Below are 17,163 nucleotides of genomic sequence, written 5' to 3' on the forward strand. Positions count from 1 at the left end.
CGCGCTCGTCGTCGGCGGTCGCGGTGTGCGCCGCCTGCCGTCCCGCTCGGACCAGGCCGCGCAGCATGTGCGGCACCGCCCCGCCCGCCGCGGCGTCGGCGCGGACGCTGCGCAGGTCGATCCGGGCGGGGACGAGGAGCGAACGCCCGGAACCGAGCGCGGCCTCGAACAACTCCATCCCCTCGGCCTGCGACATCAACTGCAGACCGCCACGCCTGCTCATCCGGGAACGAGCGAGGTCGTCGGTGCCCGCAGCCATACCGGACGTCTGATCCCACAGCCCCCACGCCAGCGACAGACCCGGCAGGCCCTCGGCCCGACGGCACGCCATCAACCCGTCCAGGTAGGCGTTGGCCGCTGCATAGCTGCCGCTGCCCGCGCCCATGAACACGCCCGACACCGAGGAGTAGACGACGAACGCGGCCAGGTCCATGCCGCGGGTCAGCTCGTCCAGGTGCCGCACCGCGTCGGCCTTGGGCGCGAACACCTCCGCCAGCCGGTCGGGGGTCACCGTCCCGATCACTCCGGCGTCCGACACGCCCGCCGTGTGCACGATCCCGGTCAGGGGGTGCTCGGCGGGGACGGACGCCAGCAGCGCCGCGACCTGGTCGCGCTCGGACATGTCGCAGGCCGCGACGGACACCTCCGCGCCCTGGTCGGTGAGTTCGGTGACCAGGGCGTCCGCTCCTTCGGCGTCCGGGCCCCGGCGGCTCGCCAGAAGCAGGCGGCGGACACCGTGCCGGGCGACCAGGTGGCGGGCGGCCAGCCCGCCCAGCGATCCGGTGCCGCCCGTGACCAGGACCGTCCCGTCCGGACCGAACGGAGCCGGACCGTCCGGCTCCGGCGCGGCACCGGCGGCGCGGGCGAGGCGCGGGACGAACAGGGCGGTGCCGCGCACCGCGACCTGCGGCTCACCGGACGCGAGCACCGCACCCAGGACCGAGGCCGGGTCGGCTCCGGCGGCGGACTCCGGGTCGAGGTCGAGCAGGACGATCCGGTCGGGGTTCTCGGCCTGGGCGGCCCGGACCAGGCCCCACACCGCCGCCCCCGCGGGGTCGGTCACGGCGCCGTCGCCGCCGGCGGGCACCGCGCCCCGGGTCGCGACCACCAGCCGCGACTCCTCCAGCCCGCCGCCGCCCAGCCAGCACTGCACGGCGTCCAGCACGTGGGTCGTCGCTCCGAGCACGTCGCCGTCCGGCCCGCCGGCGCCGCGGCCCGCATCGAGGACGGCCGCGGCCGGGGCGTCCGCGCCCGACAGGACGTCGTCGGCGAGCGTCGCCACCTGCTCCGCGTCGGCGACCGGCACCCACGGCGGCGCGGCCCCGCCGGGCGCGGCGGTCAGCCCGGTCCACTCCACCCCGAACAGGGAGTCGGCGCGCACCGCGCCCGCCGCCGTCTCCAGCTGCCGGTCGCTGACCGGCCGCGCCACCAGCGAGTCCAGGGTGACGACGAGTCCGCCCGCGGCGTCCGCCGCCTCCAGCGCCATCGCGTCCGGTCCGGGCCTGGTGATGCGCGCGCGCAGCGCCGCGGCACCGGCCGCGTGCAGGCGCAGCCCGTCCCACGCGAACGGCAGCTTCAGTTCCGGGCCGTCCGGTCCGCCGTCGTCCGCGCCCGCCGCGGCGCTCAGGATCGTCGAGTGCAGGGCCGCGTCCAGCAGCGCGGGATGGATGCCGAAGCCGCCCGCGTCCTCGCGCCGCTCCTCCGGCAGCGCGACCTCGACGAAGACCTCCTCGTCGCGCCGCCACACCGACCGCACGGCCTGGAACGTGGTCCCGTACTCGTACCCCACCTCCGCGAGCCGCGCGTAGCCGCCGCCGATGTCGACCGGCTCCGCACCGGGCGGCGGCCAGGCGGTGAAGTCGAAGTCCGCCCGCCGGGCGGCCGCCGTGGACGCCAGGACGCCGGCGGCGTGCCGGACCCAGCCGTCCGGACCGCCCTCCCCCGCGACGTCCTCGCGCTGGGAGTACACCTCGACGGTGCGCGCACCGCGCTCGTCCGGTCCGCCCACCGCGACCTGGACGCGGACGCCGCCCTTGCGGGGCACCACCAGCGGCGCTTCGATCACGAGCTCGTCGAGGACCGGGCACCCGGCCTCGTCCCCGGCCCGCACCGCCAGCTCGACCAGCCCGGTGCCGGGAACGATGACGACGCCCCGGACCGCGTGGTCGGCCAGCCACGGGTGCGTCCGCAGCGACAGCCGCGAGGTGAACACCAGCCCGTCCGACTGCGGGAGGTGCACGACCGCGCCCAACAGCGGGTGGTCGGCTCCGGCCAGTCCCAGCGAGGCGGCGTCGCCGCCGGTCTCCGCCGCGCGCAGCCAGTAGTGCCGGTGGTCGAACGCGTACGTCGGCAGGTCCACCCGGCCGGACGCGGGCGGCAGGACGGACGTCCAGTCGACGTCGACGCCCCGGACGTGCAACTCGGCCATCGAGGTCAGCAGCCGCCGCATCCCGCCGTCATCGCGGCGCAGCGACCCGACGACGACACCTTCGTCGGTGATCTCGCTGATCGGCTGGACCAGCACCGGGTGGGCGCTGACTTCCACGAACACGCCGTGCCCCTGGTCGAGCAGAGTGGACAGGGCGGGTCCGAACCGGACCCGGTTGCGCAGGTTCCGATACCAGTAGTCGCCGTCGACCTCCCCGGCCTCGGAGATCCATTCGCCCGTCACCGTCGACAGCAGCGGAATCGTCGGCGCCTGCGCCTCGATCCCGACCAGCGCCTCGGCAAGGGTGTCCTCGATGTCCTCGACGTGGCTGCTGTGGGACGCGTAGTCGACGGCGATGCGCCGCACGCGGACGCCTTCGGCGTCCAGTGCCTCGACCGCTTCGTCGAGCGCGTCGGCGTCCCCGGCGATCACTGCCGAGAAGGGGCTGTTGACCGCGGCGATCTCGACGCGGTCCGCCCACGGCTTCAGCCGCGCGGCCGTCTCGTCCTCGCTCAACGCGACCGACGCCATGCCGCCGCGTCCCGACAGCTCGGCCGCGATTGCCTGGCTTCGCAAGGCCACCACCTTCGCGGCGTCCTGTAGTGACAGCGCCCCCGCCACGCACGCGGCGGCGATCTCGCCCTGCGAGTGCCCCACCACTGCGTCCGGTCGCACGCCGACTGACTCCCACACCGCCGCCAAGCCGACCATCACCGCGAAACTCGCGGGCTGAAGGACGTCGACCCGGTCCAGGAAACCCGGCTCGGTGTCGCCGCGCAGCACGTCCGTCAGCGACCAATCCACCCACCGCTCCAACGCGGCGGCACACTCGGCGACACGCTCGGCGAACACCGGGGACGACTCCAGCAACTCCCGGCCCATGCCGACCCACTGCGTGCCCTGCCCCGGGAAGACCCACACGACCTTCCCCGGCGTGCCTGCGTCGCCGACCACCAGGCCGGGCGCTTCCTCGCCCCGTCCCAGCGCGCCGAGTCCCGCCACGGCGTCCTGCTCGGTCTCCGCCACGACCACGGCCCGCCTGCTGAACGCGGCGCGGCCGGTCAGCAGCGCGCCGGCCACGTTCGCCAGCGGCGCCGGGTCCGTTTCCGCCACGAACGCCGCCAGCTTGGCGCCCTGCCCTGCCAGTGCCCCGGTGGTTCGGGCCGAGACCACCAGCGGCACCGGGCCGTCGGACGGCGGCGCCTCCTCGGCGACCGGTTCCTCCGGCACTTCCTCAAGGATGAGGTGCGCGTTCGTCCCGCTGATCCCGAACGACGACACGCCCGCTCGGCGCGGGTGCCCGTTCGGTGTCCACTCCCGGGGCTCCGTCAGCAGCTCGACGGCCCCGGCGGACCAGTCCACCTGGGACGTCGGCCGCTCCACGTGCAGGGTCGGCGGCATGACGCCGTGCCGCATCGCCTGCACCATCTTGATCACGCTCGCCACGCCCGCGGCCGACTGCGCGTGGCCGATGTTCGACTTCAGCGACCCCAGCCACAGCGGCTGCCCGGCGTCCCGGTCCTTGCCGTAGGTGGCCAGGAGCGCCTGCGCCTCGATCGGGTCGCCCAGCGCGGTGCCCGTGCCGTGGCCCTCGACGACGTCCACGTCGGACGGCCCGAGTCCCGCGTTGGCGAGCGCGGCGCGGATCACCCGCTGCTGCGACGGCCCGTTCGGCGCCGTCAAGCCGTTCGACGCGCCGTCCTGGTTCACCGCGCTGCCGCGCAGCACCGCCAGTACCCGGTGCCCGCGCTCCCGCGCGACCGACAGGCGCTCCAGGACGACGATGCCGGCGCCTTCGGCCCAGCCGGTGCCGTCGGCGCCGTCCGCGTACGCCTTGCAGCGCCCGTCGCCGGCCAGGCCGCGCTGGCGGGAGAACTCGACGAAGGTGCCGGGCGTCCCCATCACCGTCACGCCGCCCGCCAGCGCCATCGAGCACTCGCCGGACCGCAGGGCCTGCCCGGCGAGGTGCATCGCGACGAGGGAGGACGAGCACGCGGTGTCGATCGTGACGGCCGGGCCCTCGAACCCGAACACGTACGCCACCCGGCCGGACGCCACGCTGGAGGCCGCCGCCGTGCTCGCGTAGCCCTCCATGTCCGCCGCGTCCGCGCCCATCCCGTAGCCCTGGCTGGACACGCCGGTGAACACGCCGACGTCGGTGCCCTTCAGGGAGGCCGGGTCGACGCCGACGCGTTCCAGCGCCTCCCACGAGGTCTCCAGCAGGAGCCGCTGCTGCGGGTCCATCGCGAGCGCCTCGCGCGGCGAGATCCCGAAGAACTGCGCGTCGAACAGCCCGGCGCCGCGCAGGAAGCCGCCCTGACCGGTGGAGGAGGTGCCGGGACGGTCGGGGTCGGGGTCGAACAGGTTGTCCAGGTCCCAGCCCCGGTCGTCGGGGAAGGGCGTCATGCCTTCGCGGCCCTCGGCGACCATGCGCCACAGGTCCTCGGGGCCGGTCACCTCGCCGGGCAGCCGGCACGCCATCCCGACGATCGCGATCGGCTCGCCGGGGTCCGCGGCGGCGGCGGGCGCGGCGGGCGGGGCCGGTGCCGCGGCCACCGACTCGTCCAGTTCGGCGCGCAGGTGCCGGGCGAGCGCCAGCGGGGTCGGGTAGTCGAACACCAGCGTGGCGGACAGCTTCAGGCCGGTTTGCTCGCGCAGCCGGTTGCGCAGCTCCACCGACGTCAGCGAGTCGAACCCGGCGTCCTTGAACGCGGCGTCCGCGTCGACGCCGTCCGGGCCGGCGTGCCCGAGCACGGTCGCGACCTCGCCGCGGACCAGGTCGAGCAGCAGCGCCTCCCGGTCCGCGGCGGCGAGCCCGGCGAGCCGCCGGGCCAGGCCGCCGTCGCCGCCGGACGCACCGGACGCCGCCTTGGCCTGCTGCCGTCCGGCCCGGACCAGGCCGCGCAGCAGGTGCGGCACCGTGCTTCCGGCCGCGGCGCCCGCGCGCGTCCCGCGCAGGTCCAGCTTGACCGGGACGAGCTGCGCGAGCGGGGAGCCGAGGGCGGCGTCGAACAGCGCCATGCCCTCCTCGGGCGTGATCGCCTGGACGCCGCCGCGGCTCATCCGCGCCTGGTCGGCGCCGCCGAGGTGCGCGGTCATGCCGCTGGTCTGCCGCCACAGCCCCCACGCCAGCGACAGCGCGGGCAGGCCCGCCGCGCGGCGGTCCGCCATCGCCGCGTCGAGGTAGGCGTTCGCGGCCGCGTAGTTGCCCTGCCCGGCGGACCCGAACACCCCGGAGGCCGAGGAGAACACGACGAACGCGTCCAGGTCCATGCCCCTCGTCAGCTCGTCGAGGTGGCGCACCGCGTCGACCTTCGGCGCGAACACCCCCGCGAGCCGCTCCGGCGTCAGCGCCTCGATCACGCCGTCGTCCAGGACGCCCGCCGTGTGCACCACGCCGGTCAGGCGGCCCGGCACCGCGGCGAGCAGCGCCGCCGCCTGCTCCCGGTCGGACACGTCGCAGGCCGCCACCGCGACCTCGGCGCCCTGCTCGGTGAGTTCGGCGACGAGCTCCCGGGCGCCTTCGGCGTCCGGGCCGCGGCGGCCGGCCAGCACCAGGCGCCGCACCCCGTGCCGGGCGACCAGGTGCCGGGCGACCAGCGCGCCCAGCGAGCCGGTGCCGCCGGTGACCAGGACCGTGCCCGCCGGGTCGAACGCGGCGGGCTCCCCCGCCGCCCGGTCGGCGGCGCGGGCGAGCCGGGGCGCCGCGAGGGCGGTGCCCCGGACGGCGACCTGCGGTTCGCCGGAGTCCAGCACGGGGCCCAGGACCCGCTCCGGGCCGCCGTCGGCGGCCGGGTCGAGGTCCAGCAGGACGACGCGGTCCGGGTTCTCGGCCTGCGCGGAACGCACGAGCCCCCACACCGCCGCGGCGGCGGGGTCGGTCACCGCGCCCTCGCCGGCGGGCACCGCGCCCCGGGTCGCGACGACCAGCCGCGACTCGTCCGGCACGGGCGCGGCCAGCCACGCCTGCACGACGCCCAGCACGCGGGACGCCGCCGCCAGTGCGGCGTCCGGGCCGTCGCCGCCGGCCGCCTCGACGACCGCGGCCCGCGGTGCCGCGCCGTCGCCGGTGAGGGCCGCCACGTCGTCCGGGTCGGCGACCGGCGCCCAGGTCGGCGGGGCCTCCTCCCGGACCGGCGGCAATTCGGCCCAGTCGACGCGGAACAGCGCGTCGCGGGTCGCCGCCGCGGCGGCGTCGAGCTGCTCGGCGGACACCGGGCGGGACACCAGCGACTCCACCGACACCACGGGGCCGCCCGCCTCGTCCGCCGCCTCCAGCGACAGGGCGGTGGGCCCGCGGGACAACAGCCGCACCCGCAGCGCCGCGGCGCCCGCCGCGTGCAGCACCAGCCCGTTCCAGGCGAACGGCAGCACCGGCGGCCCGGACTCCTCCGGCGCGTCCCGGGCGCCGAGCATGCCCGCGTGCAGGCCGGCGTCCAGCAGCGCCGGGTGGAGGCCGAACCGGGCGGCCTCGCCGCGCTCGCCGTCGGGCAGCGCGACCTCGGCGAAGACCTCGTCGCCGCGCCGCCACACCGCCCGCAGGCCCTGGAACACCGGCCCGTACGCGTAGCCGCGCTCGACCAGGTCCGCGTAGAAGTCGCCCATCTCGACCGGCTGCGCGCCGGGCGGCGGCCACGCGGTGAAGTCGCAGCCGGGTTCCCGCGCGGGCGGCGCGGCGGACAGGACGCCGGCGGCGTGCCGCGTCCACGCCTCCTCCGCGCCGTCGGGCTGGGAGTGCACCTCGACGGTGCGGGTCCCGTCGCCGGCCGGGGCGCCCACCGCGACCTGGAGCCGCACGCCGCCGTGCTCCGGGACGACCAGCGGCGCCTCGATCACCAGTTCGTCGAGCACCGGGCAGCCGGCCTCGTCCCCGGCCCGCACGGCCAGCTCCACCAGCCCGGTGCCCGCGACGAGGACCGTGCCGCCGATGGCGTGCTCGGCGAGCCAGGGGTGCGTGCGCAGCGACAGGCGGGAGGTGAACAGCAGCCCGTCGGAGGTCGACAGCCGCACCAGCGCGCCCAGCAGGGGGTGGTCGGCCGCCGCCTGCCCCAGCGACGCCGCGTCCGCGGCACGCCCGGCCGGCCGCAGCCAGTAGTTCCGGTGGTCGAAGGCGTACTTCGGCAGGTCCACCCAGCCGGTCGCGGGCGGCAGGACGGCGCTCCAGTCGACCGGTGCGCCGCCCGCGAACGCCCGCCCGACGGAGGCGAGCAGCGTCTGCTCCTCCGGACGGCCGTCGCGCAGGGCCGGGACGCACGCCGCCGCCTCGGCGCCCGCGGCGGCGGCGGTCTCCTCGACCAGGGCGCTGAGCGCGGCGCCCGGCCCCAGTTCCACGAACACCGCGGCGCCGTGCTCGACGGCGGCCGCGATCCCGTCGGCGAACCGGACCGGCCGCCGCACGTGCTCGGCCCAGTACGCCGGATCGGCCAGCTCGCCGGGCCCGGCCGGACGCCCGGTCACGTTGGAGATCACCGGGATCTCCGGCGGCCGCCACGCCACGCCGTCCAGCTCGGCGGCGAAGTCGTCCAGCATCGGCTCCATCAGGGCGGAGTGGAAGGCGTGCGAGACCGCCAGCCGCTTGGTCTTGCGGCCGCGCTCCCGCGCCCGCCCGGCCGCCGCGAGGACCGCGTCGCGGTCGCCGGACAGCACCGCGGCGGACGGCCCGTTGACCGCGGCGAGCTCCACGCCGTCGCCGAGCAGCCCGGCGACCTCGTCCTCGGCGGCGGCCACCGCGACCATCGCGCCGCCCGGCGGCAGCGCCTGCATCAGCCGGCCGCGGGCCGCGACGATCCGCGCCGCGTCCGGCAGCGACAGGACGCCCGCGGCGTGCGCGGCGGTGATCTCGCCGATCGAGTGGCCGATCACCGCGTCCGGCCGCACGCCCCAGGACCGCACCAGCCGGAACAGCGCGCTCTCCACCGCGAACAGCCCCGCCTGCGTGAACACGGTCTGGTCGAGCAGCACGGCGCCGCCCGCCGCGCCGCCGAGCACGACGTCCCGGACCGGGTGGTCGACGCGGCCGCTCAGCCGGGCGTCCAGCTCCGCGCAGGCCGCGTCGAACGCCTCCGCGAACACCGGGTACCGGTCGTACAGCTCCCGGCCCATCCCGAGCCGCTGCGAGCCCTGCCCGGGGAAGACCAGCACGAGCCCGCCCGGCGGGTCCGCCCGGCCGGTCACGACGCCGGGCGCGGACTCGCCGCGCGCGACCGCGCGCAGCCCGCCGAGCGCCTCCTCGTCCGAACCGGCGACGACGACCGCGCGTTCGCCCAGCAGCGCGCGCTGCTCGACCAGGGCGGCGGCCACGCGGCCCAAGGGGGCCGCGCCGGACTCGACGAACGAGGCGAGCCGGTCCGCCTGCGCCGCGAGGGCGGCGGCGCCGGCCGCCGACACGACCAGCGGCACGTACCCCCCGGACGCCCGCTCCGCGTCGGCCGCCCCGGTCTCCGCTTCGGCCCGCGGCCCGGTCTGCGTCTCGGTCTCCGCCGGTGGCGCCTCTTCGAGGATCAGGTGCGCGTTCGTCCCGCTGATACCGAACGCGGACACCCCGGCCCGGCGCGGGCGGTCGCCGCCGTCCGGCCAGTCGCGGGGCTCGGTCAGCAGCTCCACCGCGCCCGCCGACCAGTCCACCCGTGGGGTCGGTTCCCGCACGTGCAGCGTGGGGGGCAGGACGCGGTGCCGCAGCGCCTGCACCATCTTGATCACGCCCGCGACGCCCGCCGCGGCCTGCGTGTGCCCGATGTTCGACTTGACCGACCCGAGCCACAGCGGACGTTCCGGGTCGCGGCCCTGCCCGTAGACGGCGAGGAGCGCCTGCGCCTCGATCGGGTCGCCGAGGGCCGTGCCGGTGCCGTGCGCCTCCACGGCGTCCACGTCCGAGGGGAGCAGCCCGGCTCCCGCCAGCGCCTTGCGGATCACCCGCTGCTGCGACGGGCCGTTCGGCGCCGTCAGCCCGTTCGACGCACCGTCCTGGTTCACCGCGCCGCCGCGCAGCACCGCCAGCACCCGGTGCCCGCGCTCCCGCGCGACCGACAGCCGTTCGAGGACGACCACGCCGACGCCCTCGGCCCAGCCGGTGCCGTCGGCCGTCGAGGAGAACGCCTTCGACCGGCCGTCGGCGGCGAGGACCCGCTGCCTGGAGAACGCCACGAACGTGCCGGGCGACGGCATCACCGTCGCGCCGCCCGCCAGCGCCATCGAGCACTCGCCGGACCGCAGCGCCTGCGCCGCCAGGTGGATCGCCACCAGCGAGGACGAGCACGCGGTGTCGATCGTGACCGCCGGGCCCTCGAACCCGAACGCGTAGGAGACGCGGCCCGACGCCACGCTCGACGCCGACCCGGTGCCCGCGTACCCCTCCAGCTCCGGGGTGATCGCACCGGCGCCGTAGCTCTGGGTGAACACCCCGGAAAACACGCCGACGTCGGTGCCCTTCAGCGACGCCGGGTCGACGCCGGCGTCCTCCAGGGCCTCCCACGACGTCTCCAGCAGCAGCCGCTGCTGCGGGTCCATCACCAGCGCCTCGCGCGGCGAGATCCCGAAGAAGCCGGCGTCGAACAGCCCGGCGCCGCGCAGGAAACCGCCCTGGCTGGTGTAGGACGTCCCCGGGTTGTCCGGATCGGGGTCGAACAGGCCCTCCAGCTCCCACCCCCGGTCGTCCGGGAAGTCGGACAGGGCGTCGACCCCGCCGGCGACGAGCCGCCAGAGGTCCTCCGGCGAGGACACGCCGCCCGGGAACCGGCACGACATCCCCACGATGGCCAGCGGCTCGTCGGGATGGCGGGCCCCCTGCTGCTGCCGAAGCGTGTGCAGCTCGGCCGTGACGCGCTTCAGGTACTTGAGGAGTTTCTCGTCCGTGGCCATGGTTTCCGTCCTCGCGAGATCTGCTGTTGCGTGCCGTCCGGGAGCGGTGTCAGACCAGACCGAGCTCCTCGTCGATGAAGTCGAGGACCTCGTCGGCGGACGCGGACTCGAGCCGGTCCGCGACCGCGCCGGTTCCGTCCGCTCCGGGGTCCGGGTCCCCGCCGCACCGGGCCGCCAGTGCCTGGAGGCGGGGCGCGAGGACGGCCCTCGCGGCGTCGTCCAGGCGCAGCCCGCCGATCAGCGCTTCGACGTCGTCGAGCGCGGCCCGCATCCGCGACAGCGCGTCGTCGCCGACGCCGAGTTCGCCGCGCAGGTGCCGGGCGAGCGCCAGCGGCGTGGGATGGTCGAAGACCAGCGTCGCGGGCAGCTTCAGGCCGGTCTGCTCGCGCAGCCGGTTGCGCAGCTCCACCGACGTCAGCGAGTCGAACCCGGCGTCCTTGAACGCCGTGCCGGCCCGGACCGCACCGGCCCCGGCGTGCCCGAGCACGGCCGCGACCTGCTCGCGGACCAGGTCCAGCAGCAGGGCGTCGCGCTCGTCGTCGGCGAGCCCGGCCAGCCGGCGGACCAGCCCGCCGTCGCCGGACGCCGCCGCCCGCGCCCGCCGCCGTCCGGCCCGGACCAGGCCGCGCAGCAGGTGCGGCACCGTCCCGCCGGCGCGCACCTCCCGCAGGTTCAGCTTGACCGGGACGAGCTGCGCGAGCGGGGAGCCGAGGGCGGCGTCGAGCAGCGCCATGCCCTCCTCGGGCGTGATCGCCACCACGCCGCCGCGGCTCATCCGCGCCTGGTCGGCGCCGCCGAGGTGCGCGGTCAGCCCGGTGGCCTGCTCCCACAGCCCCCACGCCAGCGACAGGCCCGGCAGGCCCGCCGCCCGGCGGGCCGCCATCGCCGCGTCGAGGTACGCGTTCGCCGCCGCGTAGTTGCCCTGTCCCGGGGACCCGAAGACGCCGGACCCGGACGAGAACACGACGAACGCGTCCAGGTCCGTGCCCTGGGTCAGCTCGTCGAGGTGCCGCACCGCGTCGACCTTCGGCGCGAACACCCCGGCCAGCCGCTCCGGCGTCAGCGTCTCGATCACGCCGTCGTCCAGGACGCCCGCCGTGTGCACGACGCCGGTCAGGCGGCCGGGCAGCGACTCCAGCAGGCGCGCCGCCTGCTCCCGGTCGGACAGGTCGCACGCGACCGCCGACGCCTCCGCCCCCCGCTCGGTGAGGTCGGCGACGAGCTCCCGCGCGCCCTCGGCGTCCGGGCCCCGCCGGCTGGCCAGGACCACGCGCCGCACCCCGTGCCGGGCGACCAGGTGCCGCGCCACCAGCCCGCCCAGCGTGCCCGCGCCCGAGACGAGCACGGTCCCGTCCGGGTCGAACACCGCGGGACCGTCCGGGGCCCGCTCCTCCGCGCGGGCGAGGCGCGGGACGGCGAACGTCGTCCCGCGCACCGCGAGCTGCGGTTCGCCCGCGGCCAGCGCCGCGCCGAGCACGGGCCCGGCGTCGCCTCCGGACGCGGCGCCGAGGTCGAGATCGGAATCGAGGTCGAGCAGGACGATGCGGTCGGGGTTCTCGGCCTGGGCGGAGCGGACCAGCCCCCACACCGCCGCCGCGGCCGGGTCGGCCACCGCGCCGTCCCCGGCGGGCACCGCGCCGCGGGTCACCACCACGAGCCGGGCGTCCTCCGGCCCCTCGGCCGCCAGCCACGCCTGGAGCACGCCCAGGGCCCGGGAGGCCGACGCGAGCGGCGTGTCCGCGCCGCCGTCCCCGGCGGCCTCGAACACCGTCGCGGCCGGGACGCCGCCGGTCAGCGCCGCCACGTCGGCCGCGCCGGTCACCGCCGTCCACGGCGGCGGCTCGTCCGGGGGCGCGGCCACCTCGACCCAGTCCACCCGGAACAGCGCGTCGCGGTGCTCCGGCGGCGCGGCGTCCGCGCCCTCGGCGGGCGCCGCGCGGAACGCCAGCGCGTCCACCGACAGGACCGGGGCGCCGGTGTCGTCCGCCGCCTCCAGCGACACGGCGCCGGAACCGGCGGGGGGGAGCCGCACCCGCAGCGCCGCGGCGCCCGCGGCGTGCAGGACGAACCCGCGCCAGTCCGCGGGCCGCCGCGGCCCGTCGGCGGCGGCGTCCAGCAGGGCCGGGTGCAGGGCCGCGTCCAGCAGCGCCGGGTGCACGCCGAACTCCGCCGCGCTCTCCCGCACGTCGTCCGGCAGGGCGACCTCGGCGAAGACCTCGTCGCCGCGCCGCCACACCGCGCGCACGCCCTGGAACGCCGGCCCGTACGCGTACCCGAGGTCGGCGAGGTCGTCGTACCAGCCGCCGGCCTCGATCCGCTCGGCGTCCGGCGGCGGCCACGCGGCGAAGTCGTACCCGGGCGCGGGCTCCGGCTCCGGCGGCGCGGCGCACAGGACGCCGGTGGCGTGCCGCGTCCAGGCGTCGCCGTCGCGGTCCCGCCGGGAGTACACCTCCACCGTCCGGGACCCGTTCTCCGCCGGACCGCCCAGGACGACCTGCACCTGCACCCCGCCGTGCTCCGGCACCGCGAGCGGCGCGGCGGTCTCCAGCTCGGCGAGCACCGGGCAGCCGGCCTCGTCGCCGGCGCGGACGGCCAGCTCGACCAGGCCGGTGTCCGGGACGGCGGCCGGACCGCCGAGGGCGCCGTCGGCCAACCAGGGGTGCGCCGCCGTCGACAGGCGCGACGTGAACACCAGCCCGTCCGCCTGCGGGAGCGGCACCACCGCGCCCAGCATCGGGTGGTCGGCCGCCGCCTGGCCGAGGGACTCCGCGTCCGACGCCGTCCCGGCCGACCGGAGCCAGTAGTGCCGCTGGTCGAACGCGTAGGTCGGGAGGTCGACCGGCGCCGGCGCGGGCGGCAGGACGGACGTCCAGTCGACGGGCACGCCGCGGACGAACACCTCGGCGAACGACTCCAGCAGGCGGCGCGGGCCGCCGTCGTCGCGCCGCAGCGACCCGACGACGACGGTGTCGGCGTCGCGGCCGTCGGCGATCTCGCTGATCGGCTGGACCAGGACGGGGTGGGCGCTGATCTCGACGAACACGCCGTGGCCTTCGTCGGCCAGCGCCGCCACGGCCGGAGCGAACCCCACCCGGTTGCGCAGGTTCCGGTACCAGTAGCCGCCGTCGACCACCCCGGCCTCTGTGATCCACTCGCCCAGCACCGTCGAAAAGAACGGGACCGCCGGCGCTCGGGCGTCGATGTCCGCGAGCGTCTCCGCCAGGACGTCCTGGATGTCCTCGACGTGGCTGCTGTGGGACGCGTAATCCACGGCGATCCGGCGAACGCGCACGCCCTCGCCTTCCAGCGCCTCCAGCACGTCGTCCAGCGCGGCCGCGTCACCGGCCACCACCACCGAGGACGGACCGTTCACCGCGGCCACCTCGACACGGCCCGCCCACGGCTCCAGGCGGACGGTCGCGTCGTCCTCGCTCAGCGCGACCGACGCCATGCCGCCGCGCCCGGAGAGTTCGGCGGCGATTGCCTGGCTGCGCAGCGCCACGACTCGCGCGGCGTCGTCCAGGGAGAGCGCCCCGGCGACGCACGCGGCGGCGATCTCGCCTTGCGAGTGCCCCACCACGGCGTCCGGCTGGACGCCGACCGACTCCCACACCGCCGCCAGGCCGACCATGACCGCGAAGCTCGCGGGCTGGAGGACGTCGACCCGATCCATCATCGCGGGAGGGACCTCGCCTCGAAGCACCTCCACCAGCGGCCAGTCGATCCACGGGTCCAGCGCGGCGGCGCACTCGGCGACCCGCTCGGCGAACACGGGCGAGCCGTCCAGCAGCTCGCGGCCCATGCCGACCCACTGCGAACCCTGCCCCGGGAACACCCACGCGACCCTGCCGGGGCCGTGCGCGGAGACGCCGCCGGTCACGACGCCGGGCGCCGTCTCGCCGCGCGCCAGCGCCGCCAGCCCGGCCCGCGCCTCGTCCCGGCCGTCCGCCACCACCACGGCACGGGTCTCCAGGGCGGCCCGCCCGGTCGCCAGGGCGCTCGCCACGTGCGGCAGCGGCGCCGCGTCGGAGCCGAGGAACGCCGCCAGCCGCTCGGCCTGCCCCGCCAGCGCACCGGCGCTCCGCGCCGACACCGGCAGCGGGACGACGCCCGCGGACTCCGCGCCGCCGGAGCCCGGCTCCGGCACCGGCACCGGCTCCTCGGGGGCCTCCTCCAGGATCAGGTGCACGTTCGTCCCGCTGATCCCGAACGCCGAGACGGCCGCACGGCGGGGACGTCCGGTGCGGGGCCAGTCGCGGGACCCGGTCAGCAGCTCGACGGCCCCCGCCGACCAGTCCACCTCGGTCGTCGGCTTCTCCACGTGCAGGGTGGGGGGCAGGACGCCGTGCCGCAGCGCCTGCACCATCTTGATCACCCCGCCGACGCCCGCGGCGGCCTGCGTGTGCCCGATGTTCGACTTCAGCGACCCCAGCCACAGGGGGCGCTCCGGGTCCCGGTCCCGCCCGTAGGTGGCGAGGAGCGCCTGCGCCTCGATCGGGTCGCCCAGCGCGGTTCCGGTGCCGTGGGCTTCCACCGCGTCCACGTCGGACGGGGACAGGCCGGCGTTGGCGAGGGCGGCGCGGATCACCCGCTGCTGCGACGGGCCGTTCGGCGCCGTCAGCCCGTTCGACGCGCCGTCCTGGTTCGCCGCGCCGCCGCGCAGCACCGCCAGCACCCGGTGCCCGCGCTCCCGCGCCACCGACAGCCGCTCCAGCAGCAGGACGCCGACGCCCTCGGCCAGGCCCATGCCGTCCGCGCCGTCCGCGAACGCCTTGCAGCGGCCGTCCCCGGCCAGCGCGCGCTGCCGGGAGAACGACAGGAACGAGCCGGGCGTCGCCATCACCATCGCGCCGCCCGCCAGCGCCATCGAGCACTCGTCCGACCGCAGCGACTGCGCGGCGAGGTGGATCGCCACCAGCGAGGACGAGCACGCGGTGTCGATCGTGACCGCCGGGCCCTCGAACCCGAACACGTACGACACCCGGCCCGACGCCACGCAGGGCGCCGCGCCCGTCCCGGCGAACACCTCCGACTCGGCCGTGACGACGCCGCCGCCCGCCCCGTAGCCCTGGCTCGACAGCCCGGTGAACACCCCGACGTCCGCGCCCTTCAGCGACAGCGGATCGAAGCCCGCCCGTTCCACCGCCTCCCAGGACGTCTCCAGCAGCAGCCGCTGCTGCGGGTCCATCGCGAGCGCCTCGCGCGGCGAGATCCCGAACAGGCCGGCGTCGAACAGCCCGGCGCCGCGCAGGAAGCCGCCCTGGTCGGTGGAGGAGGTGCCCGGCCGGTCCGGGTCGGGGTCGAACATCCCGTCCAGGTCCCAGCCCCGGTCGTCCGGGAAGCCGCCGACGGCGTCGCCGCCGTCCGCGACCAGCCGCCACAGCTCCTCGGGCGAGGACACGCCGCCCGGGTAGCGGCACGCCATCGCGACGACCGCGAGCGGTTCCCGCGCGCGCTCCTCGACCTCGTGCAACCGCCTGCGGGCCTCGCGGGCGTCCGCGATGGACCTCTTGAGGTAGTCGCGCAGTTGTACCTCGTCAGCCACTGAACTCAGCTCCCCAGAGACGTCCGGTTGCGAATGCGGCGGTGGTGCGGGGCCGTGCGGATCACCCCGACCGGTCGACGAGCGCGAACAGCTCCTCGTCGGTGGCGGTGTCGAGATCGTCGTCGGCGGCGCCGTCCGGGCCGCGTCCGGCCGCCTCGGCGGCGGCCAGCAGCTCCTTCAGCCGCACGGTGATCCGTTCGCGCGCGTCCCCGTCGGCCGCCGCGGCGGCGATGGCCGCCTCCAGCCCGGCGAGCCCGGACAGCACCGGGTCGGCGGGCGTCCCCTCGTCGACGGCCAGTTCCGCGCGCAGGTGGCGGGCGAGGGCCTGCGGGCTGGGGTGGTCGAACACCAGCGTGGCGGGCAGCTTCAGGCCGGTGGCCTCCCGCATCCGGTTGCGCAGCTCCACGGACGTGAGCGAGTCGAACCCGGCGTCCTTGAACGCCGTGTCCGGCCGGACCCCGCCGGGACCGGAGTGGCCCAGCACCACCGCGACCTGCGCGCGCACCACGTCGAGCAGCAGCGCCTCCTGCTCGGCCGCGGACCGCCCGGCCAGCCGGCGGACCAGGCCGCCGCCGTCCCCGGCGGCCGCCCGCGCCGCCTGCCGGTTTGTGTGGACCAGCCCGCGCAGCAGCGGCGGCACCCCGCCGCCGGCCGCCGCGTCGGCCCGCGCGGCGCGCAGGTCCAGCGCGACCGGCACCAGCAGCGCGTGCCCGGAGCCCGCGGCGGCGTCGAACAGCGCCATGCCGTCGGCGGAGCCGAGGGCACCGACACCGCCGCGCCCCTCCCGCCGCGACATCCGCGTCAGGGTGAGGTCGTCGATGGTGTCCCCCATGCCGGTGGCCTGCCGCCACGGGCCCCAGGCGATCGACAGCCCCGGCAGTCCCGCGGCTCGACGGCTCGCCATCAGCCCGTCCAGGTAGGCGTTCGCGGCCGCGTAGCCGCCGCTGCCCGCGCCCATGAACACCGACGACGCCGACGAGTAGACGACGAACGCGCGCAGGTCCGTGCCGCGGGTCAGCTCGTCGAGGTGCCGCACCGCGTCGACCTTCGGCGCGAAGGCGGCGGCCAGCCCGTCGTGCGTCAGCGTGCCGATCACGCCCGCGTTGAACACGCCCGCCGTGTGGACGACCCCGGTCAGGCGGCGGTCGCCGGGAATGGCCGCCAGCAGCGCCGCGACCTGGTCGCGGTCCGCGAGGTCGCAGGCGACCACGGACACCTCCGCGCCCTGGTCGGCGAGTTCGGCGACCAGGGCGTCGACGCCGTCGGCGTCCGGGCCCCGGCGGCTGGCCAGCAGCAGGTGCCGGACGCCGTGCCGGGCGACCAGGTGGCGGGC

General features: G+C 77.3%; 3 protein-coding genes. All 3 read right to left on the minus strand.

The annotated features are described in order from the left end of the window. The coding region (locus H505_RS0132870) for a type I polyketide synthase (protein ID WP_026405343.1) at window positions 1-10,285 on the minus strand (10,285 nt) is incomplete at its 3' end. 49 nt (window positions 10,286-10,334) lie between these two features. Continuing rightward, window positions 10,335-15,830, minus strand: coding sequence for a type I polyketide synthase (locus H505_RS52575; RefSeq protein ID WP_026405344.1), 5,496 nt, complete (start codon window positions 15,828-15,830; stop codon window positions 10,335-10,337). Window positions 15,831-15,891: 61 nt separating this feature from the next. After that, window positions 15,892-17,163: type I polyketide synthase (locus H505_RS0132880; RefSeq protein WP_026405345.1), on the minus strand; the 1,272-nt coding region annotated here is incomplete at its 5' end.

It is taken from the genome of Actinomadura rifamycini DSM 43936 (assembly GCF_000425065.1).
In the GTDB taxonomy this organism is placed as follows: Bacteria; Actinomycetota; Actinomycetes; order Streptosporangiales; family Streptosporangiaceae; genus Spirillospora; species Spirillospora rifamycini.